Source organism: Alteromonas sp. MmMcT2-2 (genome assembly GCF_022348305.1).
GTDB classification, from domain to species: domain Bacteria; phylum Pseudomonadota; class Gammaproteobacteria; order Enterobacterales; family Alteromonadaceae; genus Alteromonas; species Alteromonas macleodii.
In genome coordinates, this window is sequence record NZ_JAKRFA010000008.1 from 44,182 (window position 1) to 70,021 (window position 25,840).

Here is a 25,840-nt window from a genome sequence, read left to right on the forward strand (position 1 = left end):
GGAACATCTTGAGTGAACGCCTTAGCGAGACTAGCCCAACACATCAAAAAAGTTGTTTCGTTTATCTTATTGATTAACGTTTCGCTTTTTGGCGGTGGCGCGACTGCAGATGAAGTACTGCGATATAATCTTGGAACGTCAGGCAGCTCTATCCCGTACGAAAATGCTGTCGACGAAGATAGGGCCGGTATTTTAGTTGAAATCCTTCCCCTTATTATGAATAGAGCAGATATTAAGACAGAAAAAGTCATGCTCTCTACCAAACGTGCCATGCTAGCATTTAAAACAGGCGCTCTTGATTTCGACTTCTTCAGTCCAAGCTGGCTGTCTAAAGATGAGCCCGCGGGCGACTTCACTTTCTCAGATCCCATTATAGACATCACAGAATACTTTATTACTCTGCCTGAAAACCATAGCCGATACCAAACCGTCGCCTCTATCTACGGTGAAACCGTAGGGATGATCTCCGGCTATGTCTATTTTGATTCTGATAAGTTCGTTAGAATGGACTTTCAAGCCGAGAGTAACCTTATCTTAGCCCTTGGCATGAAACGGATAGATGTCATCATAATGGAGGAAGCAGCGGCGCGTTACTGGTCTTCAATGCACAACATAAAAATAGCGCTGGGCCCCATCCATACCGCAGGCAAAATGGCGTTGCGTATTCACAATCGACATAAAGATAAGCTCCCCGCCATTAACCGCGCCATTGCTGAATTAAAACAAACGGGTCAAATTGATAGAATACTTAACAAGTATTCTGACTTTTCATTATAAGCCACACGCGGTTTCAACATTACGCCGTTGCTTTTTTGCCATAGCGCTTTAAAGCAAAGGGAAATTTTATCGATTGGATTAAAAGGCAAAGACACACCAGCGTCATGCCAACCCACCCCACCGGCTTGAATACTTCGCCAATTAGAAAAATAGCAAAAAGTGTCGCAACCAGTGGCTCAATTAACGTAATAAGCGTAGCTTTACTCGCTTCGGTAGTGCGAAGACCATAGCCAAATAGCAAATAACCAAGAAACATCGGCACCACAGCCATATAGAGTGAAACGCTAATGTGGATAGTGTTAGCAAACAAGTTTTGACCGGTAAACCAGAGGGAAGGCAACAGAGCAACGGCAGCGCAACCGAAAAGTCCGGCAATGGCAGATTTTGAATTTGCGCCAGCGTCAATGTGTTGCTTCGCGGCCCATGAGTATCCAGCGTAAGTTAAACCTGCAATTAAACCCAATATAACGCCGAACACCTGATCATCTTTAGATGCTGACAACGCCATTGAGTCGTGTGCCTTCCCCATGGCTAACATGCCAATCCCAAACGCACCAAACACAAAACTAATAAACCATTTTAAAGACACGGGCTTTTTACTTAAAAAGTACTCTAAAAGCGCAGCGAATAGTGGTGCACTGGCGATAGAAACCACGGTGCCTATGGCAACGCCTGACAAACGCATTGAGCTGTAAAAGGCCAGCGGATAAATTGCAACACATGCACTGCCAAACAGAAAGGTCAGTGGTGTAGAAAAAAGAATAGGTGCATCCTTTACTAGTGATTTTCGGGCACTAACACAAAGCAATACACCGCCTATACCCATTGCAAAGGCACCGATTGCCAGAGGACTGATTTCTGGGGCGAACTGAGCGGCAGTGCCTGTTGTCCCCCACAGAAAACTTGCGATAACAATTGCTAAGACCCCTTTTACTACATCGCTTGTATTCACTGCTTTCTCCACTCTATTACTTACCTTCTTAGCTTTAACTGTTGAACAGTGCTTTCGTGTTGTACTTTCGACTTAACCCATCAGCTTTTACTGTGACGCTGATATAAACCGATTGCTGCCGCTTGCTTTTATCACCCAGTGATTTTTGCTCATAGGGTCAACACCTCTCTCATAAAGATGATACTTAGATTTTTGCTTTTGTAATTAGCTAGATAGACGCTTCTTTTGACCTTTTAGACGCACATTCCCCACATACTTACAATTAACACTAAATCAACAAGAAAAACATACAGCTTTAGATACAACAAAAAATGAAATATTTGTTTCGCAATTTATGGAAATAACCCAACTTTTTTGCCACATTACGCCCTTGCCTGATAACAAAATAGAAACAATAAACCTGGATGGACTTATGTTTAAAATAGAAAAATCGTCGTTTAGACGAAGCACACTTAGCGTTGCGGTAATGGGGCTGCTTAGCTCCGGTGCAATGGCGCAGGACACACAACAAAAGGATGACGATGACTTTGAGCAGATCATAGTAACTGCAACAAAGCGTGCAGAATCCATTGAAGACATTCCTTTTTCAATCAACGCACAAACGCAGCGAGACTTTGAACGCAGCGGTGCAGGAAACTTAGAAGACGTCGCAAGAAACGTGGCGAGCGTCTCAATTCAAAACTTAGGACCAGGCCAAAGCCAAGTATCTATGCGTGGCGTTTCAGCGGGTCAAATTGTACGAGACCAACCAGGCGTTAAGGAACAGGTCGGCGTATACCTCGATGAAAGCGTGATCTCGCTGTCTTTATTTACTCCAGATCTCGACCTTTTCGACCTTAACCGCATTGAAACCCTGCGTGGTCCGCAAGGTACGCTTTTTGGATCTGGCTCTATCGGCGGAACCCTTCGCTACATCACCAATCAGCCCGAGTTAGATACCTTTGAAGGTAAGTTTGAAGCTAATCTTAATAGTGTGACAGACGGTGGCGTGGGCGGTCACGTTAAGGGCATGGTAAACGTACCTATTTCCGACACCATTGCCATGCGCGCGGTGGTATACCGCACTGATTACGCAGGCTTTATAGATGCGTTAGGTGAAAACGGCGCGTTTAGCGAAGACGCTAATGACGGTGACAGAACCGGTGGACGCGTAGCGTTTATTATCGCACCTAACGATAAACTCACCATAACACCGCGACTAATCTACCAAGAACTCGAGATGAACGGGTTTAACAGAGAAGAAGTCTATAATGTGTTTGCAAACCCTTACACTACGACACGCCCTGCTATTCAATTGGGTGAGCGCGAACAGTACTTACTGCTTGAGGAAGGGTTTACTGACGAAACCTTGATAGCTGATGTAACTGCTGAATATCAAGCCGACGTTGCTGATTTTACCTTTGTTTATAGCTATACCGACCGCGATATTCTTGTAAGTCGTGATGCCAGCGCGCTTTCGGGCTCAGTAAGTATCGACTTAGGTTTTCCTGATGAAGCCGTACTATTACCGTCGAACTTATTAGACAGAACGGAAGTAGAGCAAGATACCTTTGAGCTTCGCGCCGCATCCAATGGCGATGGCGCGCTAGACTGGCTAGTTGGCGCTTTCTACTCTTCTACAGAGCGTGTTTACGACCAATCACTCCCTACCCCTGGGTACGACGCATTTACCGACGCCACCTTAGGTGAAGGCACGTCAGCAGCGGTTGCCAATGGTTTTGAAGCTGATTCTCCCTACAACGCCTATTTACCGTACGACTTGAAGCAGCTTGCTGTGTTTGGTGAAGTGAACTATCAAGTGAACGATGACTTTAAAATGACCGTGGGCTCTCGTTTTTACGATTATGAAGAAGAGCGTCAGTTTATCTCTGGGGGCTTATTTGCCAACGGCGACAACCAGACCGATTCTACAGAATCAGATGGCTTTACTTCTCGCGTTATCGGCCAGTATAGCGTAAGCGAAAACGTGAACTTAAATGCTCAGGTGTCTCAAGGATTTAGACTTGGCGGTGTAAATGACCCGCTAAATAGAAGCCTGTGTACCGACCAAGATGAAGCCATCTTTGGTTCGTTCCAAGACTATGACGATGAAAAGCTCACCAACTATGAGATCGGTATGAAATCATCAGGTCGTGGATGGTCAGCTAACATCTCGGCTTTCTATAACGATATTGAAGATCTTCAGGTTACATTGGATGCTGGTTCTTGCTCGTCACGTGTATCATTTAACGTGCCTGACGCCCACACCCAAGGTATTGAATTTGAGCTTACGCGTCAGTTTACTGACCAGCTCTTTTTCTCATTAACGGGTAGCATCATTGAAGCCGAGTTCGATTCAACCGTTGTTGATGGTGATGGTGCGGTACTAGGTGGCGTAGAAGACGGTAACCGCCTAGCTTCAGTACCTGAAGAGAGCTTTTCCATCGCATTTACCTACGATTTAGCGCAGCCTTTATTCTCTTCAAACAGCACCTATTTCCAAGGCTCTTACCAGTACGTGGGAGACCGTATAACCCAGCCTAGTGACCAAGTTGCAGGCGCAGGTATATTCACTTCAGGCCTTGCCTTTGGCGGTGCCACTGGCGCAGAAACAACGGAATTAGACTTGTTGTTAGACGACTACGGCACGCTTAATATGAGCTTCGGTCTTACCTACGATGACTATGAAATATTAATGTATGCAAACAACCTGTTCGATGAAAACGCGCAGCTGTCCTTTGATCGAGAACGTGGTGGACGAGCTCGACTTGGATTTACGGTGAACCAGCCACGTACAGTAGGCGCAACTTTCCGTTACTTCTTTCAGTAACGAGCGATAAATGTCTCTGCCTGAGGAAATAACCCTTCAGGTAGAGGCTTCACTTTCTTTTGGGAAAAGAGTGGAGTTGGCCGTAAGCCGGGTTCTGTCGTGGGCAACCATTCCTCTAGATCAGCAATCGCTCACTGATTCAAGCAACCTACCCGATCCCCATGCGGGCCACACGTTGAGGGATCCTATTTGGTCTTGCTCCGGGTGGAGTTTACCTTGCCACACTCTGTTACCAGAGGTGCGGTGCGCTCTTACCGCACCCTTTCACCCTTACCGGCATGTAAACATGCTTAGGCGGTCTTCTCTCTGCTGCACTTGTCGTCGGCTCACGCCGCCCAGACGTTATCTGGCACCCTGCCCTTTGGAGCCCGGACTTTCCTCCCCTTTCTTACGAAAGCGGCGATTGCCTGGCCAACTCCGCGGCGCATTCTACATGAAGTCCCCTACAATAGCACCCTATTCCTGCTCGCTGTAAAAGCAGTGCTCAACGGCGCTTTTATCGAGCAGTTTGGTGATAATGAAAATTTGATCGCCCATTTCTATTTTGGTACTTCCTTTAGGTATAAGGGTTTTTTCACCACGGGCAATCATCGCCACTACCGTATTATCGGGAAGGGCTAATTCGCTAATGGTTTTATGTAGTGCCGGTGATAACTTCGATACCTCTATTTCTATAAGCTCGCGCTTGCTCTTAGCGACTTTTACAATCTCCAGCGTGCTCGATTCCTTTACTTCATCGTCCAATACTAAGCCTAACTTACGCGCCGCATAGGGTAAGGTGGAACCTTGCAATAAGGCGGAAATAAGCACGATAAAGAACACCACATTAAAAATGAGCTCGGCATATGGCATGCCGAATATTAGCGGAAATATAGCGAGTATAATTGGCACCGAACCGCGTAAACCCACCCATGAGATAAGCAACGATGCTTTGAACGAAAATTTCGAAAGCAATAAAATAGGCATAACCACCAGCGGACGGGCAATAAAAATAAGCACAAACGCAATTAAAAGGCCCTCTTTCCAATTAACAAACAGCTCGGTGGGCGTTACCAACAAACCTAAGATAACAAACATGGCAATTTGCCCAAGCCAGGCCAGCCCATCCAGAAACACGAACGTATTACGCTGATAAGCAAAGCGGCTGTTACCCACGATAACACCCGTAATAAAGGTAGCGAGAAAGCCGCTGCCATTTAAGTTCGCAGCAAGGCCAAAAGACAATACACCAAACAACATCACAAATACCGGGTACAAACCGATGGCCATTAAGGTGACGCGTCTGAAAAGCCATACAGCAATACCGCCAATGGCAAGGCCCACTATCGCTCCTACTCCCATTTGACTGGCAAACAGCGAAAGTAAGTCAACTGGCTTAGTGGTGCTGTCTTGAATAAGCGTTATAAGGCCAATCGTGAGGAATATGGCCATTGGATCATTCGACGCACTTTCTAGCTCTAGTGTGGATTTTATTTTTGAAGGAATGCGTATACCAGCGTTGCGCAAAACAGAAAACACTGCTGCGGCGTCTGTCGACCCTACAATAGCACCAAGCAATAAGCCCTTATAAAGCGGTAAATCGAGAATAACCATAGCAGCGATACCGGTGACCACTGCCGTACCAATTACGCCAAAAGTGGCGAGTAACGCGGCGGGTTTCCACGCCTGCGCTATGGACTTTTTTGACGTTTGCAGACCACCATCAAATAGGATGAGAATAAGAGCAAATGTACCAATGGCATGCGCAGCATCAGCATTATCAAAGAAGATTCGGCCGATACCATCTTCTCCAGCCAACATACCTACACCAAGGAATAAAACTAAAACAGGTACGCCAAAGCGCGGGGACAATTTACTGGCCAGTACGCCCAAAATGGCAAGCACTGCACTGAGTAAAATAATGTGATCAACTGCAAACATTATACGTTCCTTATTGCCCTTGATGCTCTCACGCAAATTATTAGGGTATGCGTGAATGCATCAAGGGTTCCTGTTAATACTGCTACCTTACCGCGTTTTTGCACCAATGTATTGAGGTACAAAAGCCCGCTGAGGTATTGGGGTTAAGGAACTTGTGCCGCCTAAGGGATGTGCGACAACGAAGCCTTAATCTCTTCTGCAGTAGGCTTTAGCTGCGCTTTGCCTTGTTTCTCTCTTCTGCTGCCCAACAAATACAACAGCGTAGAGGTGATAAACAAGGTCGATGACGTGCCAATCACGACAGCAAAAACCATAGGGACTGCAAAACTTTCTACTGCATCACCGCCAAAAATAGCCATCGGTAACAACGCCAACAGCGTGGTAACGGAAGTGAACACTGTGCGGCTTAGCGTGCTGTTCACGGCCTCATTAATAGTATCTGCCAATGGCTTGTTTGGGTCTAAACGCAATAATTCACGGATGCGATCAAGCACCACCACCTTATCGTTTATAGAGTAACCAATGAGCGCCAACAGTGCTGCGACAGCCGTTAAGTTAAATTCGATGCCCGTAAGCGCGAAAAAGCCTATGGTTTTGGTTAAATCGAGTATCACGGTTAGCAGCGCTGCGCTCGCGAAATGCGCTTCAAAGCGTGCCCACAGATACACCAACATGCCACCACCTGCGATAAGCAATGCTAGAATGGATAGCTCGGCAAAGCCTCCGCTGACTTTGGGTCCAACCATATCAATTTTATCAAAACTTACCTCACTGTCGGCTTTCGAAATCGCACGTTTTAGGGCATCAGTCTGCTTTGCATTACTATTTTCAAGCTCGCCACTGCTATCTAGAACAGGTGCTCGCAATAAATAGTGATGTTCACTGCCATATTCTTGAATTGCTATTTGCTCAAAGCCATTGCTTTCAATCACATTCCTTAGCTCATCGGTAGTAAGGGTTGGTGCGGTCAGCTCAATCATAGTGCCACCAGTAAAGTCGACGCCATAATGCAAGCCTGGTTTGGCAAAAAAGCCGATTGAAAGTACGGTTAGCACAATCGAAACAGTTAGTGCGATTTTACGTTTCGCCAGAAAGTTAATACCGCTAAGCTTATCACTCAACCGCAGTAGCGGCGACGAGAAGCGCATGGGCGTGCGATCTCTCGTGTTTCTTTTTTTCAACTTAACCGCTCTTAGCATCAACATTTTAGTTAAGGCAACCGCAGTAAATACTGAAGATACAAGACCAAGGGCAATGGTGATGGCAAACCCTTTGATAGGCCCACTACCAAATATAAACAACAAGCTTACCGCTATGAGCGTAGTGAAGTTTGAATCTACTATTGTCGCGAAAGCTTTTTCAAAGCCCACTTCTATTGCACTGGCTGACGGACGGCCTTTTTTACTTTCCTCACGAATACGTTCATTAATCAAAATGTTCGCGTCTACCGCCATGCCCATGGTTAGGATCAAACCTGCAATGCCCGGTAACGTCAGTGTTGCGCCAAACAGGGTTAGTGCGCCAAACACCAACGCCATATTGATACAAAGAGCAAAACTTGCGATAGCGCCCCACCTGCCGTAAATCGCCACCATAAATGCCAATACCAGTAACGCACCTGCCACGCCGCTTTCCACTCCGGTTTGAATTGCATCGCTGCCTAAATCTGGCCCCACCGTACGCTCTTCAATAATGGTAAGTGGCACAGGTAGCGCACCAGTGCGAAGCATTAGTGCCGTATTGCCCGCCTCGGGCAATGTAAAGTTACCGGTTATTTCACCACGACCACCCGGAATCACGCTATTTATGACGGGGGCTGTAACCACTTTGTCGTCAAGGACGATAGCAAGCACACGGCCGATGTTGTCACGTGTCATAGTGGCAAACTGCTTGGCACCTGCGCTGTCTAATCGGAAAGTCACTACTGGCTGGCCATTTTCACTACTTAAGACACCTGCAGCATCAGTAATATGCTCACCTTCTAGCGCCACTTTTTGCTCTAAGCGATAGGTATTACCCGCCGCATCTTGCTTATTCATTACCTGCTCAGACTGGCTGTTCGCGGCCCAGTGAAAAGTCATTTGTGCGGTAGTGCCCAATAATTTTTTAACTTGAGTGGGGTCAGACATACCCGGCATCTGAACTAAAATGGCGTCTTTACCTTGTAGCGTAACGCTAGGCTCAGTAAGCCCTGTTTCGTTCAAACGCTTTCGAACTACTTCAACACTTCGGCTTAACGTGTCTTTAACCAGTTGTTCGGTATATAGCTCGTTAAGCGTAAGGGTAACGGTGCTTTGCTTTATCTCTACATCAAGTGCACTTGAACCATTTGGCTGAGCGGAAATTTGGTATGCGGTGTCTTTTACCTTTCTCGCATCATCTGCACTACGCAATGTAAAGACGACACTTCCAGAACGACTATCTTTATGAGTGAGTGAATGAGACGTTTTTGTATAGCGCACGTTTTGACTGCGCAATTCGCTAAGTAAGTCACTCGAAAAGCTGTTGAGTTGCTTTTCAAACAAGGCGTTGGTGTCTGCGGCTAATAGCAGATGCGAACCACCTTGCAAATCTAAGCCTAAAGATAGTGTGGAAGTGGTGTACCACGTAGGTAACTGCTGTTTAATTGATTGTGGCAATATGTTGGGCGCAGCGCTCAGTAAACCGAGCATAACGATGAGCACATACACAAAGCCACGAAATGAAAATCGTGCCATTTTAGAATCCTGAATAATTAAATTTTTAAAGCGCCTTAATATGTAGCTAAGCGAACGTGCTAGCGCATTAAGGCAAAAAGAGAATTAGCTCAGGAATAAAGGTGGGCCGCGAGAAGGTTGGCGGTAGTGTTTGCGAGCACGGGGTACAACATTTGCCATACCCAAACACAACACAATAGCCAGAGCAATAACCCCCAAGGTCAATTCAACAATTGCCTCAGGTCCATCGCCTTGATCGTCATTGTTTTCTAGTTTAGTGCCGGTAAACCGTAACGAATAGCTTTTGCCCGCGTAGTTAAATTGGGCAAGTGGTGACTGCTGACTTACTTCAACTTCATTATTAATTTGACCACTTTGGAAGCTTGCACTAAGGATGAGACACGAGAGTACCCATGCCATGAAAAGCGGCATGTAGGACGAAAACCCGTGGCGAAAGTTAAGTGCTCTCAAAGTAGTGAATTGTCTATATGTGAAGGAAAAGTCGCGCTTAAAACACGCGCTGTTTTATAGCGCATATATTGGGGTGAGTATACATTATTCAATATCGTGAGTAACGAGATTACCGTTGAAGCACATAATTTTTGGGTTTTACATTTCTGCCCATCGCTTCTTCTTGTAAGTTTACTCACTTGGATATAAGGTGATTTTTTGTGCTGTTTGTATATCAATAGGCAATGGAGCCATTGCTAGACATAACAGGAAATCGCGAGCCATTTGAAGCCATTTATAATGAACACAGTAAATGGAAGCCAGAACACAAAAGTAAGAAGGCAAAACAAAGCCCGCACTAAGCGGGCTTTGTTATATTCATTGCAAGCTTGTGTTGTCAGGTATTACACAACCGCGATCACATCTTCTTTTGCAAGGCGCGCTTTCGGTAGACCATGGTTCCAATCTTGCTCTGTATCTGGGTAGCCCATGGCAAGTGCCACTTCGCAAACGTGGCCGTCTAGCTCGCCTTTAAACTGCTCGCCAAGCAATTCGGCGTCAACACCTTCCATCGGCGTAGACGCTATGCCTAAACGCGCCAGCGTGTGAAGAACATTGCCTAATGCTAGATAAACTTGCGCTTTGGTCCAAGCCGCGTTGTTACCGTTTTCATCGGTGTTCGCTTCCGCAAATGCGTAAGCGCCCATGAAGTTTTCACGCATATCTTCGGGCAAATGACCAGACGCTACTTCTGCATCGACACGCTTTACAAATTTCTCTTTCGTAAATTTAGGATCATAGGCAAACAGAATGGTATGCGATGCTTCTTTAGCGTGATGCTTATTGAACTGATGCTTATTGGCAAAGCTATCGTGTAAACGCTGCTTGGCTTCATCACTTTCAACAACCACAAATTTCCATGGCTGAGAGTTGATTGAAGACGCAGATAGTCTCAACGCCTCAAGAATTGTCGCCAAATCATCAGCTGAAATGCGTTTACTCGCATCGTACTGTTTAACCGTGTAACGCTTATTTAAATCTTCAATAATTGGATGAGACACAACTAACTCCTCAATACGTCTGCTATTTGTTGTTCACGCATGAATGCTGCGAACAGAAAATTAAAGTACTCAATGAATATGGCGTGTATGGTATAGATTCAGCTTTTCAATGATAAGCCCCATAAAAAACGAATTAGTTTCAAATATTTTTTGACAATAAAAAACCCTCGTCTTAGCGAGGGTTTTTATATCAATCTAAATTAGCTGAAGCTTAGTTAGGCGTAATCGCGTTGTGGTAAACGTCTTGCACGTCATCACAGTCGTTAAGCATGTCCATGAATTTTTCAAACATCGGCATGTCTTCTTCGCTAATCTCAGTTTCGGTCTGAGGCATCCAGCTCATTTCTTCTGCAATAAAGCTAATGTCTGGGTAGGCTTCAGTTAATGCTGTTTTTACTTGATAGAATTCAGTGTGCGGCGCGTAAACTGTAACTTTACCGCCTTCAACTTCAACGTCAGTTACGTCTACGTCTGCTTCCATTAGCACTTCTAGGATGGCATCTTCGTCGTCACCTTCAAACTGGAATACTGCTTGGTGATCGAACATATGCGATACCGCACCCTGCGCACCAAGTTTCGCGTTGGTTTTAGTAAAGCAGTTACGTACTTCAGTGATGGTGCGGTTTGCATTGTCAGACAAGCAATCAACAATTACCATGCAGTTACCTGGGCCAAAACCTTCATAACGCATAGGCTGAAAATCTTCACCAGCACCACCAGCGGCTTTATCAATCGCTTTTTCAATAACATGGCTTGGTACTTGGTCTTTCTTCGCCTTTTCCATTAGGCGGCGAAGCGAAAGGTTAGTGTCTGGATCGGCACCACCATTTTTCGCACATACGTAAATTTCTTTACCGTATTTAGAATAAACTTTAGTTTTTTGGCCGGCAGTTTTTGCCATGGCGTTTTTACGAACTTCGAATGCTCTTCCCATCTTAAAATTCTCTTTCTCGCAATTTGAAATGCTGCGTTGGGTTTTATCGGGCTACCTGTTGCCTGACCGTTCATCAGGCGCATCGCTCTGCCTTACTTGGTAGCATTGCCGAACTCGACGTTTCAATAAGTGGTCGAACGCGACGGTGCTAAAAATTGCCAAGCGAAACACTGCCCAAAATAACGGTAGGCTAAGCGACACAAAAAATTTGGGCGAAATTCTACCTTAATTTTCGTGTAATACCAATGTGAACGCCCCTAGAAAGGGTGTAGGTTGGTAGCTTTCACATTTTTAATGAGGTCAAAATGTACTTTGACTCCATATTTATGCTTACGGCAAATGCTCGGTTGCCAGGTAGTCGTGTGACTGCATTTCCTTTAAGCGGCTAAGACAACGCCTGAATTCAAAGTTAAGTAGCCCCTCGGTATACAAGCTTTCCAACGCGACTTCTGCAGATATGATCAGCTTTACATTTCGCTCGTAAAATTCGTCCACCATCGCAATAAAGCGGCGTGCCACATCGTCATTATGCTGGCCCATTTCCCTAACATTGGCTAAAAGCACTGAGTGATAACAACGGCTTAACTCAATGTAGTCGCTCTGGCTGCGGGGCCCGCCACACAAGGCTTTAAAATCAATCATCAATACCCCGTCAGCGTTTCTAAGCGTCGGTATTTTTCGGTTGTTCACCTCAATATCTTCGCCTTTAGAGCCTTCTTCCGGAGCTAATTGAGAAAAGTAGCTATGCAAGTTTTCGGTGGCTTCGCCATCAAGTGGGTAGTGATAAATTTCGGCTTGCTCTAACGTTCTAAGACGATAATCAATACCGCTATCAACGTTTACCACGCGGGTATTCTGATTGAGTAGATCGATAGCAGGTAAGAACCGCGCACGCTGCAATCCGTTTTTATACAAATCGTCAGGGACTATGTTCGACGTCGCCACCAGCACAATACCGTGACCAAACAGCTCTTCCATTAACGTGCCTAAAATCATGGCGTCGGTTATATCAGACACGAAAAACTCGTCAAAGCATATTACCCGCGCTTCTTTTGCTAACTTAGCCGCTACCAGCTTTAGCGGGTCTTGTGCGTTTTTAAGCTGCTTTAGTTCATCGTGCACACGGTACATAAAGCGGTGAAAATGCACGCGCATTTTCTTTTCGAAAGGCAAACAGTCGTAGAATGTATCTACTAAATAGGTTTTGCCTCGCCCTACCCCACCGTAAAAGTAAATGCCCTGGATACCAGGCTTCGCATGGCCTTTCCCAAACGCTGCTTTTAACTTTACCCGCCACGTCGTTTTCCTTTCAGGTTGGGTAAGTTCATCAAACAAACGCTGAAGTTCTTTTACTGCATTTTCTTGCGCCGCGTCGTAATGAAAGTCAGACGACTGAAGATCTAGCTGATATTTTTCCCATGGCGTCATCGCCGAAACCACTCCGTACAAAAGTCAATAGCGGCGCTTGCTGCACCGACCTGCTTGAATTTCTCAATTATGACCTTAATTTTAATGGAAATCACGGTAGAATCTCACATTGAAATTCGACATACACCGAATAAATGTCACGATGTATGCGCTTTTCGGGTTCGACCTTGCTATATTCAGCGTATGGTCGAAAGCAGCTTTTAGATCGTAGAAGTAAAGGTCGGCTGCAAGATGTAGATTGATTCGGAGAATATAATGGAATTGTTAGTATCTCTTGCTTTGTTAGTAGTTGGGTTAATTATTGGCTTTTTCGCAGGTCGCTTTTTTCAACAAAAGCAGGGCGCAGGCAATACTGCACAGACTGAGAAGCAAGTTAAAGAGATCCTCGCACAGCAGGCGCAACACCACATTCATCAAACTCGTCAAAGCTTAGAGAGCATTGAAAGCCAGTGCGAAACCTTAAAGCAACAAATTGAAGAGTATGAATTGCTGCTTGAGCAAGGCAGCGATGATGACAGCAAAGTTCCTTTTTATGGGGAACAAGCAACGACGTATTTACGTAACAACCTAAAAGGGTCTGACAAATCGAGAGTTCAGCGTGTATCTGACACACAGCCAAGAGACTTCGCTAACTCGGGTTCTGGGCTGTTTGTCGGCGGATCTGATAAGAATACCGCAGAAAAACAGTAACATCGGGAACTTTATCACGACCTCGGACTCTTTTAGTGAAACCATGCTATGTCGCATATAACATGAAGGAGTGTAAGCGAACATGAAAATGTCTTTCCGCCATTGTCTATTGGCGTCTGCCGTTGTTGTAAGTTCATTGGGCTTTACTGCTAGCACACAGGCGGCGTTACCGTTCTTTTCTGATAAGAAAGATGAAGTTCCCTCTTTAGCCCCTATGCTAGAAGAAGCTACCCCAGCGGTAGTGAGCATTGCGGTAGAAGGAACACAAACCTCTACGCAGCGTGTACCCGAGATGTTTCGCTACTTCTTCGGCGCCCCGCAAGAGCAGGTTCAAGAACGCCCTTTCCGAGGTCTTGGTTCTGGTGTCATCATTGATGCCGATAAAGGTTATGTCGTTACCAACAACCACGTTGTTGATAATGCAGATGAAATCACTGTTAAGTTAACTGACGGTCGCGAGTTTAAGGCGAAAAAGCTAGGTTCAGATGAGCAAAGCGATATCGCGCTACTTAAAATTGAACCTGATGATTTAAAAGCGTTACCACTAGCCGATTCTGACGCGCTGCGCGTTGGTGATTTCGTAGTAGCCATTGGCAACCCATTCGGTCTATCACAAACCGTTACCTCAGGTATCGTTAGTGCTTTAGGTCGCTCAGGTTTAAACATTGGCGGTTATGAAGACTTCATTCAGACTGACGCGGCAATTAACCGAGGTAACTCAGGTGGCGCATTGGTCAACCTTCACGGTGAACTGGTTGGTATCAACACCGCTATTTTTGGTCCTAACGGCGGCAACGTCGGTATTGGGTTTGCTATTCCTGCCAATATGATGAAAAGCCTAATTGATCAAATTGCAGAATTTGGTGAAGTTCGCCGTGGCCTTCTAGGTATTTTAGGTAGCGATATTGACGCGGGCCTTGCCGAAGCCATGAATGCGGAAGTGAACATTGGTGCGTTCGTGAGCGAAGTGCAGCCAGACTCGGCTGCTGAAAAAGGTGGTCTGCAAGCCGGTGATATTATTACTGCCATTAATGGTCGTAAACTTCATAGCTTCCAAGAACTGCGCGCAAAAATTGCGAGTATGGGCGCGGGCGCTGAAGTTGAACTCACTGTTATGCGCAAAGGTAAGAAAATGAATGTAGACGTTGTATTAGATGACGCTACAGATACGACAGTGACGGCTGCTCAAATTCACCCAGCCCTAGAAGGTGCAACCCTGTCTAACGGCACGGACGATGCTGGTAATGCTGGTGTAGTGGTTTCTGATATCGAGCGTGGTGCGCCTGCGGCGCGAATTGGCCTTCAATCTGATGATGTGATAATTGGCGTTAACCGCGTACGTACGTCCACGGTTGCAGAGTTCAGAAATGCACTAGACGAGGCTAAAGGCGTTATCGCACTCAATGTAAAACGTGGAAACTCTACGCTTTATTTGGTAATCAGACAGTAGCAATGTAGCTCTTCAATTACATCCTCCGCTCAGACGCGTTGGTGTCCAAGCTGAGGGTTGGCATAAAAACGGTGCTTTATAAGCGCCGTTTTTGTTTTCAAATGATGACCGTTGAAAACAGTGTGCTCCTAGCTTCCTAACGGGGGTTCTTTACGGACTTCTCTAATAAGCCGCATTCTCGAACTACACCTATATCCGCGTGAATAAGGCTGTATGAACAGCATGAGAGGTTTTGAAGTACATGCTAGTGCAAATTGAGTTGCACAAAATTTGCGTTTCATTACGGTAGTTTATTAAATAAAGTGATATCCTTTGCCGTAAGATGATAATTTAAGAATGTTGCGCTTTAAGATTGTGAAGTAGTGCTGAGTTAACGGCACGTATTAATTAAGTGCGACAGATAACAAAAAGTGTGATTTGTGACTGGCCGCTCAATTTTTAACTTCTTACTAAAATCTGTATTTCTTGGCGTAGCTGTTGCTGCATTACTGTTAGTTTTCCTACCCGATCTTCGTCAAGGCAAAGGCCTTGCTCAAGGATTCTTTAACTCTCCCTCAGTAAGCGCTAGTCGCGAAAGCTATTTTACTGCCCTAAGCCGCTCTGCGCCTGCAGTAGTCAATATCTACAGCGTCAGTATTGAGAACGGCTCAGGCCTATTCAGAAATCAATCTCGTGGGCGCACCAATTTGGGTTCTGGCGTTATCATGACAGAAAATGGCTATTTGCTTACCTGTCACCACGTAGTTGCAGATGCAGATAGCATTTACGTAGCGGTTCAAGATGGACGTATTTTGGAAGCGCAAATTGTGGGCACCGACCCACTGACCGACCTTGCCGTGTTAAAAGTCACCGCTGATAACCTGCATATTATTCCTCAGGTATCGGAACCTGACACCCATGTGGGTGATGTGGTGATGGCGATTGGTAATCCTTTCGATCTGGGACAAACCATTACTCAAGGCATAGTAAGCAGAGCCGGACGAAACGGTCTATCTAATTATGTTGATTTCATTCAAACCGACGCAGTTTTGAACCAAGGTAACTCTGGTGGCGCGCTGGTAGATAGCAATGGTATTTTGCTGGGTATTACTAACGCCAACTTCCAGGTGCTAGATTCAAATAATCGCGCTCGCAATGTAGACGGCATTAACTTTGCCGTGCCTTACGAATTAGCTAAGCGAGTCATGGATGAAATTATCAGCAATGGACGTGTTGTTCGCGGGCAGCTTGGCTTTGTTGGCGGTGAAAACCGCAACCGACCAGGCATAGACGTTTCAGCAGTAGCTAAAGGCAGCCCTGCCGACATCGCGGGTATCCGCCCTGGCGACATCATAGTAGCCATAGACGGCGTACGTTTAGAGAGCGCATCAAAAACGTTAGATATGATTGCCGAAACCGAGCCCGGTACTGAACTTGAAATTGAGCTCAGCCGCGATGGGCGTTCAATTACTCTTACGGCAACGGTCGCAGAGCTTCGCGCTGGTCAATAAGTATTGTTGGAGCTGGCAGATTAGTTCGGCTGCCCAAGTTTAGAACGTGAAGATTTAATACCAGTCTGCATAGATATTAGACACAAAAAAAGCGCCAGATAGATATTCTATCTGGCGCTTTTTCGTAGAAGTGCGAAACCTTGAGTTATTCTTTCACTCTTTCAATGATGGCACCCAAGCCACCCAGCTTCTCTTCAATTGCTTCATAACCACGGTCTAAGTGATAAATGCGATTCACGTGAGTCTCACCTTCTGCGATGAGCCCAGCTATCACCAAGCTTGCCGACGCGCGCAGGTCAGTAGCCATTACTGGAGCTCCTTTAAGACTTGAGCTGCCTTTAGACACTGCTGAGTTCGCTTCTAACGCGATTTCTGCGCCCATACGTTGTAACTCTGGCACGTGCATGAAGCGGTTTTCAAAAATGGTTTCTGTAATTACGCCGGTGCCTTCGGCAACACAGTTCAAGGTAACAAACTGCGCCTGCATATCCGTAGGGAATGCTGGGTGTGGTGCGGTTTTAACTCGCACAGCCTGCGGTTTGCGCCCTTCCATGTCTAGCTCTATCCAGTCATCACCAGTGGTGATTTTAGCTCCGGCCTGCTCTAGCTTATCTAGCACCGCATCTAATGTATCTGGCGCCGCATGAGTACAGCGTATTTTCCCACCTGTCACAGCAGCTGCTACCAAGAAAGTGCCGGTTTCTATACGGTCAGGCAGTACTGCATAATCACAACCGGTTAAGGTTTCTACGCCTTCAATGGTAATTTTATCGCTTCCAGCACCGCTAATTTTCGCGCCCATCTGAATAAGACAATTCGCCAAATCAACAATTTCAGGTTCGCGTGCCGCGTTTTCAAGAATGGTTGTTCCGTCAGCCAGCGCCGCTGCCATCAGTAGGTTTTCAGTGGCACCCACGCTTACCATATCCATGAAAATACGCGCACCTTTCAGACGACCATCGACTTCGGCTCGAATATAGCCTTCGTCTACTTCAATCTTCGCGCCCATCTTTTCAAGGCCAGTTAAATGAAGATTTACCGGGCGCGCACCTATAGCACAGCCACCGGGCAAAGAGACATTCGCTTTTCCTTGCTTAGCTAACAGTGGGCCAAGTACCAAGATAGACGCACGCATAGTACGTACTAACTCATAGGACGCTGTAACGCTTTGTAGCGTACTCGCATCGATAACGATATCGTTAGGTGCGGGTAGTGCGACTTCAACACCTAATTCACGCAAAAGTGCCGTCGTAGTATTGATGTCACGAAGACGAGGAACGTTGGTGTAACGACAAGGAGAGTCGGTCAGCAAGCTTGTCATCAACAATGGCAAGGCCGCGTTTTTAGCGCCAGAGATGCGCACGGTACCGTTGAGCGCAGGGCCCTTTTTAATTACGAGTTTATCCACGTGCTACGCCTATTATTGAGGAATATTAAACTGGCGCTCACGCTCCCAGTCTTTTACTGAAAACGTCTTGATGGTAATTGCATGCATGCTGCCGTCTGCAATTTTATCAGCCAAAGGCGCATATACCGCTTGCTGGCGCTTCACACGGCTCATTTCATTAAAAGCATCGCTTACCGCAATAATATTAAAATGCGAACCTTCGCCCTTTACATGGACTTCGTGAAGGTCTAACGCATCTTTCAAGATTTTTTCAATTTCAGACAATTCCATAACTTACTTCTTAATTCGCTAACGGGTGTTTATTCTACGGGTAAAAAGCTATCTGCGTCGCTTATTTTAGCAAGCTTACGTAGCTTCTCTGGCATTTTATATAGGCTCATGCTAACACCATTTTGCTTTGCATCCCTAACGGCATTAATAAGCCAAGCCAAACCTGCACTGTCTGCGCGCTCAACGTCACTTAAATCAACAAGACATCTTTTATTGTTAATCAAGGTACTACGCTCATTTCCGTTCAAACTATCCCAGAAATTCTTCGACAGCGTTTCACGGTCAAGATGACCGTGAACCACTACATTGCCTTTGTCGTTTACCTCGAATAGGCTCACTCAGCCTCTCCTTCGATTTCGATTGGCTCGCCTTGCTTAAGCTCAACTGGCTTACCAATTTTGTCGCGCATTAGTGCGATAACTGCATCGATACCGTCTTGACGAAGGATTGATTCAAATTCGCTACGCTTGCTGTTTAGCATGCTGATGCCTTCAGCAACCATATCGTAGGCTTTCCACTCGTTCGTTTTACTATCTTTACGAACTTTAAAAGCAATTTTAATTTCAGGGCGGTTTGGGTCTTGAACCACTGCACGCACTGTTACTGATTTTTTATCATCAAAAGATGATTCAGGCTCAAAGATGACTTCTTGGTTGTCGTAGTAGCCCATTGCCACAGCGTAGGTTGTTACCAAATATTGACGAAATACGCTGATGTACTCGCCCATCTTCTCTTGAGGTACTGACTTAAAGTGTTTACCTAGTACCATAAAAGCAGCGAATTTGTAGTCGATATGAGGTACTAATTCTTCTTCCATAATAGTGCGTAGCATTTCAGGATCAGCTTTAATCGCTGCTTGGTTCGCTTTGATGCGCTCAAACGTGCGGTTTGCTACGTCTTGAACCAATTCATACGGGTTTTGTTCATTAACTTCTTGTGCATTCGCTATGCCCGCTACAGACATCATGAAGATGCCAAGTGCTACCATAAACTTTTTCAAAATTACTCTCCTAACTTAAAACTCTATTTAGCAGACCTGATGGCAATCCAATAAGTTTCATCACGCCGCTGGAATAATTTAACGACCTGGCAATATACGTCTGGCCGTAATACTGCGATTAGTCTTCGTCGCTTCCGCGATTAAATAAGAACTGACCAATGAGATCTTCAAGAACCAAAGCTGACTTAGTATCCTGAAGGTAATCGCCATTCTGTAAATTAGCGACACCGTCGAAAGAGAAGCCAGGTTGGAAGCCGACATACTGTTCGCCTAGCAAACCCGAGGTCAAAATAGACACAGAGCTGGTTTCTGGAAAGCCGTTGTATTCATTTAAAATTGACAGCTCAACCACTGGCGTAAAATCTTCTTGGTCTAGCGTAATCGATGACACACGGCCAACCGTTACCCCACCAACCTTTACTGCCGATCTCGGCTTTAAGCCGCCAATATTGTCGAATTTTGCGTATAACGTGTAGGTATCGCCTTCGGTGGCTACCGTTTGGTTTGCTACTTTCAGTGCCAATAACAACAACGCACCGATTGTAAGCATGACAAACACACCAACCATTACTTCCGTTTTATACTTACTCATTCCAATCCCCTACTCGATACCAAACATAAGGGCGGTTAGCACGAAGTCCAGCCCTAATACTGCTAATGATGAATAGACCACCGTTTCGGTAGTCGCTTTGCTGATCCCTTCCGATGTTGGAATAGAATCGTAACCTTTAAATATGGCAATCCACGTCACAACCAAGGCAAACACGAGGCTTTTTATTACGCCGTTTATGACATCCTGGTTCCAATCTACTGTCGATTGCATAATTGACCAGTAGCTGCCTGCATCAACGCCTAACCAATCAACACCCACTAAGTGGCCGCCTAAAATACCAATGGCACTGAAAATAATGGCAAGCATAGGCATCGCTAACATTCCCGCCCAAAAACGCGGTGCGACGATACGTCGTAGCGGGTCTACCGCCATCATCTCTAAACTACTCAGCTGCTCAGTAGCTTTCATTAAGCCTATTTCAGCTGTTAAGGCTGAGCCAGCTCGCCCAGCAAAAAGCAATGCGGTCACAACCGGACCAAGCTCTCTTAACAATGAAAGTGCGACCATGGGGCCTAAGCTACCTTCTGCGCCATAATCAACCAAAATGGTGTAGCCTTGTAGCGCCATTACCATGCCGATGAATAACCCCGACACCATAATAATGAGTAGCGACTGAACGCCCACTACATACAATTGCTTAATCACCAGCGGTACATTTTTAAGCCGAGGAACAGCGATTAACGCACCGAATAACATAAGAGCTGCTCGACCAACCGCAGTGACCTTCCCTATCGTTTTAGCGCCTATTGATTGGAAGAACTTCATTTATCTGCCCCCAAGAAGCTTGCTTTCAAATCAGGTGCAGGATAATGAAATGGTACCGGACCATCTGCTTTTCCTTTCAAGAACTGTTGGACTAATTCAGAGTCACTTTCTTTGATTTGCTGCGCCGTTCCTTCACCGATAACCCGCTTGTCAGCTAAGATATAAATATAATCGGCAATGGTCAGTACTTCAGTGACATCGTGAGTCACCACAATACTGGTTAGATTAAGTGCGTCGTTTAATTCACGAATAAGCTTAACCAGCACACCCATTGATATAGGATCTTGTCCGGCAAAGGGTTCGTCGTACATGATTAAATCTGGATCTAGTGCAATTGCCCTTGCCAAAGCAGCCCTGCGCGCCATACCACCAGACAATTCACTAGGCATTAACTGAGCTGCACCGCGCAATCCTACTGCCTGTAGCTTTAAAGCGACAATTGTCGCAATAACGTCTTCAGAAAGTTTTGTATGTTCGCGAAGTGGAAACGCCACGTTATCGAACACACTCATATCGGTAAAAAGCGCACCACTTTGAAAAAGCATGCTCATTCTACGACGTGTCTCATATAGCGTTTTTCTCGACATAGAAACAATCGAATCGCCGTCGAATCTAACGTCACCTTCATCTGGCGTTAACTGCCCGCCAATAAGGCGCAGCAGCGTGGTTTTACCTATACCACTTGGCCCCATTACCGCAGTAATTTTGCCTTTGGGTACCTTTAGCGATATCCCATCATAAATGATGCGATCAGCGCGCTTAAAGGTAAGGTTATCTACTTCAACTAAATGATCCATAGTTACTTAAATGTCGACCCCTGACGTTGGATTGAGAGCTTATAAAATAACGCGTTCAATCCACTTAGAAAATTTTAAAATTATAAGAGTAAGTGAGTATTCAATTTCTGTGCCTTCACTTGATCCACTCTTAAGGTTTACTGCACAGTTTACTTTATGAGCGCATAAAATCAAAAAAGTTTACTCTCCAGTGTACTTTTTTGAATTTCTATCGCCAGACACGGTATAGAACACCTTGTCTGGGCGGTGTAATTTAAGGGCATTGTACGCTTTTTCAAGCCCCTCGCCAAAGTCAAAAAGTTACAAGTTATGTTCGATTAAGACGAATATATACCAGTCCGTATAGATTATTACCCACGCAGCGAGAGTTAAAATGTTCGTAATCGCGGCGTGTTACCGCAGGTATAGTGGTTCTACATCAAGGTGACACAACAAAGAGTACGGACATTTTAAACTCGTGAGTGGGCAATTATCTATGCGGACTGGTATTCGGTATCTCACGCCCAAGTGCCCATCTAGTATCCTACAAGCCTCCCAAATCAATCCTAATACCATCCTATTTTGTTGTTTCTTAACTGAAACTGAATATGACGTCTTGTGTGTGTAAGTGCGACCTAATTTGCGTATTCAGCGGAAATTTACGTCAATTGACAGTATTTGGCGAAAATAAAACGCTGCGAGCATAGGCAAATGGCACTCTTTTTGCGACAATCTAGCGAAATACTTTCTATTACAGGTTGTTGTGCTTTTAAACATTGTCATTTTTCTTGTTGGGCTGATTGTACTGAGTTGGAGCGCTGACCGGTTTGTATATGGCGCCTCAGCATTAGCAAAAAACATCGGCATTTCTCCAATGATGATCGGACTAACGATTGTCGCTATGGGATCTTCGGCACCTGAAATTGTGGTTTCCGCCATAGCCTCCGCAAATGGCAATATGAACACCGCCGTGGGTAACGCGCTAGGTTCTAACATCACGAACATCGCGCTAGTTTTAGGTATAACCGCGCTAGTGAAACCATTGCTTGTTTCATCAACAACATTAAAGCGCGAGCTTCCAGCACTCCTTATCATCTCATTGATTGCTATTGGCTTTATGTTTGACGGTGAACTTAAGTCTTATGAAGGCATTATCCTACTAGGCCTGTTCATTTTCGTACTGGCAATGATGGCGTGGTTGTCGCTACAGGTAGATAAAGAAGACCCTCTGGTTGCGGAAACCGCAGATGAAATCCCCAAAGGCGTTTCAAATACGTCAGCCCTCATTTGGATTGGTGTAGGCCTTGTAATACTGCCATTAAGTGCTCACTTTTTGGTGAACTCAGCAGTAGAAATTGCCAGATACATGGGCATTTCGGATTTAGTTATCGGACTAACAATTATTGCATTTGGTACAAGTCTACCTGAACTAGCAGCAAGTGTTGCGGGTGTACTAAAAGGTGAAGACGATTTAGCACTGGGTAATATCATCGGGTCAAATATCTTCAACCTACTTGCCGTTCTTGGCATGCCCGGGTTAATCGCGCCAGGTATCCTGGACCCTGACGTTTACAACCGAGATATGTACGTAATGCTTGGTTTAACATTATTATTGTTCTTGTTCAGCTTCGATTTAATCGGCAAACGTACAATATCAAGAACAAATGGATTCATACTTCTGGCTTGCTTTATCGGCTATCAATTCTGGCTATTCGGATAATCATGAATACACAAACTCAGATGAACTATATCGACTCAGCGAAGCGCGTTATTGAAATTGAAACGCAAGCTATTGCTAATCTGGCAGAGCGCTTAAACAATGAATTTATCGCTGCCTGTAATATTCTCTTTGCCTGCAAGGGTAAAGTTGTCGTGAGTGGTATGGGAAAGTCTGGGCATATCGGAAATAAAATTGCCGCTACGCTTGCCAGTACAGGTACTCCTGCGTTTTTCATGCACCCTGGTGAAGCCAACCATGGCGACTTGGGCATGCTAAGCAAAGGCGATGTCTTACTCGCCATCTCTAATTCTGGCGAGACTAACGAACTCGTTAACTTATTGCCCGTAGTTAAACGCTTAGGCATACAGGTGGTCGCCATGACCAACAGTGCTTCCAGTTCATTAGGGCAACACGCAGATGTCGTGCTTGATATCAGCGTTGAAAAAGAAGCGTGTTCGCTAGGTCTTGCTCCTACGTCAAGCACAACCGCCACACTGGTTATGGGTGATGCGCTTGCGGTAGCACTGCTCGACCAAAAAGGTTTCACCTCAGATGACTTTGCGCTTTCGCACCCAGGCGGCAGTTTAGGCAGAAAACTTCTGCTTAAAGTTAGCGATATCATGCAAAGCGGCAGTGATATCCCCCTTGTCCATGCCAGTGCTTCTGTTGCTGACGCACTGCTGGAAATATCTAAAAAGGGGTTGGGTATGACAGGCGTGATAGCGGCAGACGGTACGCTGACAGGCGTCTTTACGGATGGCGACCTACGACGAATTCTCGATGCCCGCGTAGACGTACACAGTGCGACAGTAGAAGAAGTAATGACTAAAGGCGGCAAGACTACCACCGCAGGTCAGCTGGCTGTAGAAGCCCTGAATTTGATGGAAACCCATAAAATTAGTGCGTTAATGGTTACTGACGATAAGCGCAAACCTGTTGGGGCTTTTAACATGCATATGCTACTAAAAGCAGGAGTGCTTTAAATGACATCCACCTTGTACACGGAAATGAATGACTCGCTTTTCGCAAAACTAGCCAAGATAAAGTTGCTGGTATGCGACGTTGATGGTGTGTTCTCAGATGGCCGAATTTACTTAGGTAACGACGGTGAAGAACTTAAAGCATTCCATACCCGTGATGGATATGGTGTAAAAGCGCTAGTGAGCAATGGAGTGAATGTCGCGGTTATTACTGGACGTCGCTCTGCCATTGTTGAAAATAGAATGAAGGCACTGAATGTTGCACATATAATTCAAGGCGAAGAGAATAAAGCAGACGCGCTTAGCGACCTGATGAAACGCCTTGAGTTAAACACTGACGAAGTGGCTGCGGTAGGTGATGACATGCCAGATACGGGTATGTACAAGCACGTTGCGGTTAAAATTGCGGTTGCCGATGCCCATCCTTACGTAGCAAAACAAGCAAACTGGATTACGACCCTTCCCGGTGGGTTTGGCGCGGTCCGAGAAATATCGGATACCATTTTGCAGGCCAAAGGGGTAACAAATGAGATTTTTGGAGCTAGTGTATGAGCCTGTTTGGCTTTAATCGCTTAGGATTAAGTATATCGGCGCTATTTATTCTGGCGATGCTGATGTACATCCCTACGTGGATGGAAGAGCAGCCTGAAACGCAGGGGAATCGTGAAAACGATGCGCTAAAGCCCGCCTACAAAGCAAAAAATCTAACCACTACGCTGTACAATCAAGACGGTGAGTTAAATCACAAAGTATTTGCAGAGTCGATGGAGCATTACGACCAGCTTGGCTTTGTATTGTTTCAGCAACCTAAATACACCCTTTATACAGAAAACGCGTCATCACCATGGGTGGTAACCGCTGATGAAGGTACACTATACAATAACGAGCTAATCCAGCTGGAAAACCAAGTTAATATTGAGAACCAAACTGGCGATGACTTTGTCAGAAGTATATCGACCGAGTACATTCAAATTAATTTAGAAACCAAGCAAATGACATCTGACCAACCCGTTGAAATACTGGGCACCCAATATGTCATTTTAAGTAATGGGTTTAACGCGAATTTACGCACACAAGAATACGAGCTTTTAGATCATGTACAAACCACTTATTCCCCTAGCAACTAGTTTATTGCTTGCCATCGCTAGCGGTGCGGTACACGCCAGTGAAGATGATTTTTCGCAGCCCATAAAAATAGGCTCGAACACCCAGTTTATCGACGGTAAAAATAAAACTGCGTTGTACAAAGACGACGTACTCATAACTCAAGGCTCTTTGGTTATTGAAGCTGACGAAGTGGAAGTAATTGCCACTGACGGTGGTGGTCGTGAAATATTTATTGCTAGAGGAAAGCCGGCAAGCTATTCCCAGCAATTGGAAGACGGCACGCCCGTTTCGGCAAAAGCAAATGAAATACGCTATGAAGTGGTAAACCGAACGATTTCTCTTGCCGGAAACGCAGAGTTGAAACAAGACACCAGTAAAGTACAGGGTGACAACATCACGTTCGATATGATTACCGAGCAATTGCTAGCGACTGGCGGCGCAGGTAAGGATGGTGAGGGTCGAGTGACCACAGTATTCACACCTGAGACCATTCGCAAAACTTCGTCTAAGAAAGACAAAAAAGACAACGAGGGCAATGAATAGC

24 protein-coding genes and 1 other RNA gene are annotated in these 25,840 nt (G+C 45.5%); 10 read left to right on the forward strand and 15 right to left on the reverse strand.

From position 1 onward, the window contains the following. The first annotated feature begins 12 nt into the window (after window positions 1-12). The gene (locus tag MHM99_RS06810) at window positions 13-777 is read left to right on the forward strand and encodes a transporter substrate-binding domain-containing protein (RefSeq protein WP_049586183.1); all 765 of its coding nucleotides are present in this window, start codon (window positions 13-15) and stop codon (window positions 775-777) included. Between the two features lie 19 nt (window positions 778-796). Here the strand turns inward: MHM99_RS06810 and MHM99_RS06815 are convergent, their stop codons facing one another. Beyond that, window positions 797-1,741: an EamA family transporter gene (locus MHM99_RS06815; protein WP_239218681.1), complete on the reverse strand. Its 945-nt coding sequence runs from the start codon at window positions 1,739-1,741 to the stop codon at window positions 797-799. A 400-nt stretch (window positions 1,742-2,141) separates the two neighbouring features. On the opposite strand from MHM99_RS06815, the gene MHM99_RS06820 reads away from it, so the two are divergent. Continuing rightward, a complete protein-coding gene (locus MHM99_RS06820) occupies window positions 2,142-4,538 on the forward strand; it encodes a TonB-dependent receptor (protein ID WP_239218683.1) in 2,397 nt (798 codons plus the stop codon). Window positions 4,539-4,606: 68 nt separating this feature from the next. On the opposite strand, the gene rnpB is transcribed toward MHM99_RS06820, so the two are convergent. The 7 genes from rnpB to zapE form a co-directional block, all read right to left on the reverse strand. Continuing rightward, window positions 4,607-4,957: RNase P RNA component class A (rnpB, locus tag MHM99_RS06825), an RNA gene on the reverse strand. A 37-nt stretch (window positions 4,958-4,994) separates the two neighbouring features. Further along, a complete protein-coding gene (locus tag MHM99_RS06830; protein WP_239218685.1) occupies window positions 4,995-6,458 on the reverse strand; it encodes a potassium/proton antiporter in 1,464 nt (487 codons plus the stop codon). Window positions 6,459-6,619: 161 nt separating this feature from the next. Continuing rightward, a complete protein-coding gene (gene secD / locus MHM99_RS06835; protein ID WP_239218687.1) occupies window positions 6,620-9,175 on the reverse strand; it encodes a protein translocase subunit SecD in 2,556 nt (851 codons plus the stop codon). Between the two features lie 84 nt (window positions 9,176-9,259). Further along, entirely contained in the window at window positions 9,260-9,574 is a 315-nt protein-coding gene (locus MHM99_RS06840; protein ID WP_239218689.1) for a hypothetical protein, read from the reverse strand. A gap of 434 nt (window positions 9,575-10,008) precedes the next feature. Then, a complete protein-coding gene (locus MHM99_RS06845; RefSeq protein WP_239218691.1) occupies window positions 10,009-10,665 on the reverse strand; it encodes a nitroreductase family protein in 657 nt (218 codons plus the stop codon). A 211-nt stretch (window positions 10,666-10,876) separates the two neighbouring features. Then, a complete protein-coding gene (locus tag MHM99_RS06850) occupies window positions 10,877-11,599 on the reverse strand; it encodes a YebC/PmpR family DNA-binding transcriptional regulator (protein ID WP_239218693.1) in 723 nt (240 codons plus the stop codon). Between the two features lie 330 nt (window positions 11,600-11,929). After that, window positions 11,930-13,027 (reverse strand): cell division protein ZapE, encoded by a 1,098-nt coding sequence (gene zapE / locus MHM99_RS06855; protein ID WP_239218695.1) that lies wholly within the window; start codon window positions 13,025-13,027, stop codon window positions 11,930-11,932. Between the two features lie 255 nt (window positions 13,028-13,282). On the opposite strand from zapE, the gene MHM99_RS06860 reads away from it, so the two are divergent. From MHM99_RS06860 to MHM99_RS06870, 3 genes are all read left to right on the forward strand, one after another. Then, entirely contained in the window at window positions 13,283-13,717 is a 435-nt protein-coding gene (locus MHM99_RS06860; RefSeq protein WP_014948358.1) for a DUF1043 family protein, read from the forward strand. Window positions 13,718-13,805: 88 nt separating this feature from the next. Continuing rightward, a complete protein-coding gene (locus tag MHM99_RS06865) occupies window positions 13,806-15,167 on the forward strand; it encodes a DegQ family serine endoprotease (protein ID WP_014948357.1) in 1,362 nt (453 codons plus the stop codon). Between the two features lie 419 nt (window positions 15,168-15,586). Beyond that, complete coding sequence (locus MHM99_RS06870) at window positions 15,587-16,657, forward strand: trypsin-like peptidase domain-containing protein (protein WP_014948356.1); 1,071 nt, start codon at window positions 15,587-15,589, stop codon at window positions 16,655-16,657. 145 nt (window positions 16,658-16,802) lie between these two features. Here the strand turns inward: MHM99_RS06870 and murA are convergent, their stop codons facing one another. The 7 genes from murA to mlaF form a co-directional block, all read right to left on the reverse strand. Continuing rightward, the gene (gene murA, locus MHM99_RS06875) at window positions 16,803-18,065 is read right to left on the reverse strand and encodes a UDP-N-acetylglucosamine 1-carboxyvinyltransferase (protein WP_239218697.1); all 1,263 of its coding nucleotides are present in this window, start codon (window positions 18,063-18,065) and stop codon (window positions 16,803-16,805) included. Window positions 18,066-18,077: 12 nt separating this feature from the next. Next, window positions 18,078-18,335: a BolA family protein gene (locus MHM99_RS06880; protein ID WP_012517351.1), complete on the reverse strand. Its 258-nt coding sequence runs from the start codon at window positions 18,333-18,335 to the stop codon at window positions 18,078-18,080. Window positions 18,336-18,364: 29 nt separating this feature from the next. Continuing rightward, window positions 18,365-18,673 carry an STAS domain-containing protein gene (locus MHM99_RS06885; RefSeq protein ID WP_014978399.1) on the reverse strand — a complete coding sequence of 103 codons (309 nt, stop codon included), beginning with the start codon at window positions 18,671-18,673 and terminating at the stop codon, window positions 18,365-18,367. Beyond that, window positions 18,670-19,335 (reverse strand): ABC transporter substrate-binding protein, encoded by a 666-nt coding sequence (locus MHM99_RS06890; protein WP_014948352.1) that lies wholly within the window; start codon window positions 19,333-19,335, stop codon window positions 18,670-18,672. The genes MHM99_RS06885 and MHM99_RS06890 overlap by 4 nt, the downstream gene beginning before the upstream one ends. A 118-nt stretch (window positions 19,336-19,453) precedes the next feature. Next, complete coding sequence (gene mlaD, locus MHM99_RS06895; RefSeq protein ID WP_014948351.1) at window positions 19,454-19,927, reverse strand: outer membrane lipid asymmetry maintenance protein MlaD; 474 nt, start codon at window positions 19,925-19,927, stop codon at window positions 19,454-19,456. Between the two features lie 9 nt (window positions 19,928-19,936). Beyond that, window positions 19,937-20,713 (reverse strand): lipid asymmetry maintenance ABC transporter permease subunit MlaE, encoded by a 777-nt coding sequence (gene mlaE / locus MHM99_RS06900; RefSeq protein WP_014948350.1) that lies wholly within the window; start codon window positions 20,711-20,713, stop codon window positions 19,937-19,939. Then, window positions 20,710-21,510 carry a phospholipid ABC transporter ATP-binding protein MlaF gene (mlaF, locus tag MHM99_RS06905; RefSeq protein WP_014948349.1) on the reverse strand — a complete coding sequence of 267 codons (801 nt, stop codon included), beginning with the start codon at window positions 21,508-21,510 and terminating at the stop codon, window positions 20,710-20,712. The genes mlaE and mlaF overlap by 4 nt, the downstream gene beginning before the upstream one ends. Window positions 21,511-22,252: 742 nt before the next feature. On the opposite strand from mlaF, the gene MHM99_RS06910 reads away from it, so the two are divergent. Genes MHM99_RS06910 through lptA form a run of 5 tightly spaced genes read left to right on the forward strand, consistent with a single transcriptional unit; the run spans window position 22,253 to window position 25,839 of the window. Then, window positions 22,253-23,209 carry a calcium/sodium antiporter gene (locus MHM99_RS06910; protein WP_014948348.1) on the forward strand — a complete coding sequence of 319 codons (957 nt, stop codon included), beginning with the start codon at window positions 22,253-22,255 and terminating at the stop codon, window positions 23,207-23,209. Between the two features lie 2 nt (window positions 23,210-23,211). Then, window positions 23,212-24,192 carry a KpsF/GutQ family sugar-phosphate isomerase gene (locus tag MHM99_RS06915; protein ID WP_061094262.1) on the forward strand — a complete coding sequence of 327 codons (981 nt, stop codon included), beginning with the start codon at window positions 23,212-23,214 and terminating at the stop codon, window positions 24,190-24,192. Continuing rightward, a complete protein-coding gene (gene kdsC / locus MHM99_RS06920) occupies window positions 24,193-24,741 on the forward strand; it encodes a 3-deoxy-manno-octulosonate-8-phosphatase KdsC (RefSeq protein WP_239218699.1) in 549 nt (182 codons plus the stop codon). Beyond that, on the forward strand, window positions 24,738-25,316 hold the full coding sequence (gene lptC, locus MHM99_RS06925; RefSeq protein ID WP_014948345.1) for an LPS export ABC transporter periplasmic protein LptC: 579 nt from the start codon (window positions 24,738-24,740) through the stop codon (window positions 25,314-25,316). The genes kdsC and lptC overlap by 4 nt, the downstream gene beginning before the upstream one ends. Next, entirely contained in the window at window positions 25,285-25,839 is a 555-nt protein-coding gene (gene lptA / locus MHM99_RS06930) for a lipopolysaccharide transport periplasmic protein LptA (protein ID WP_014948344.1), read from the forward strand. The genes lptC and lptA overlap by 32 nt, the downstream gene beginning before the upstream one ends. The last annotated feature ends 1 nt before the right edge of the window (window position 25,840 follow it).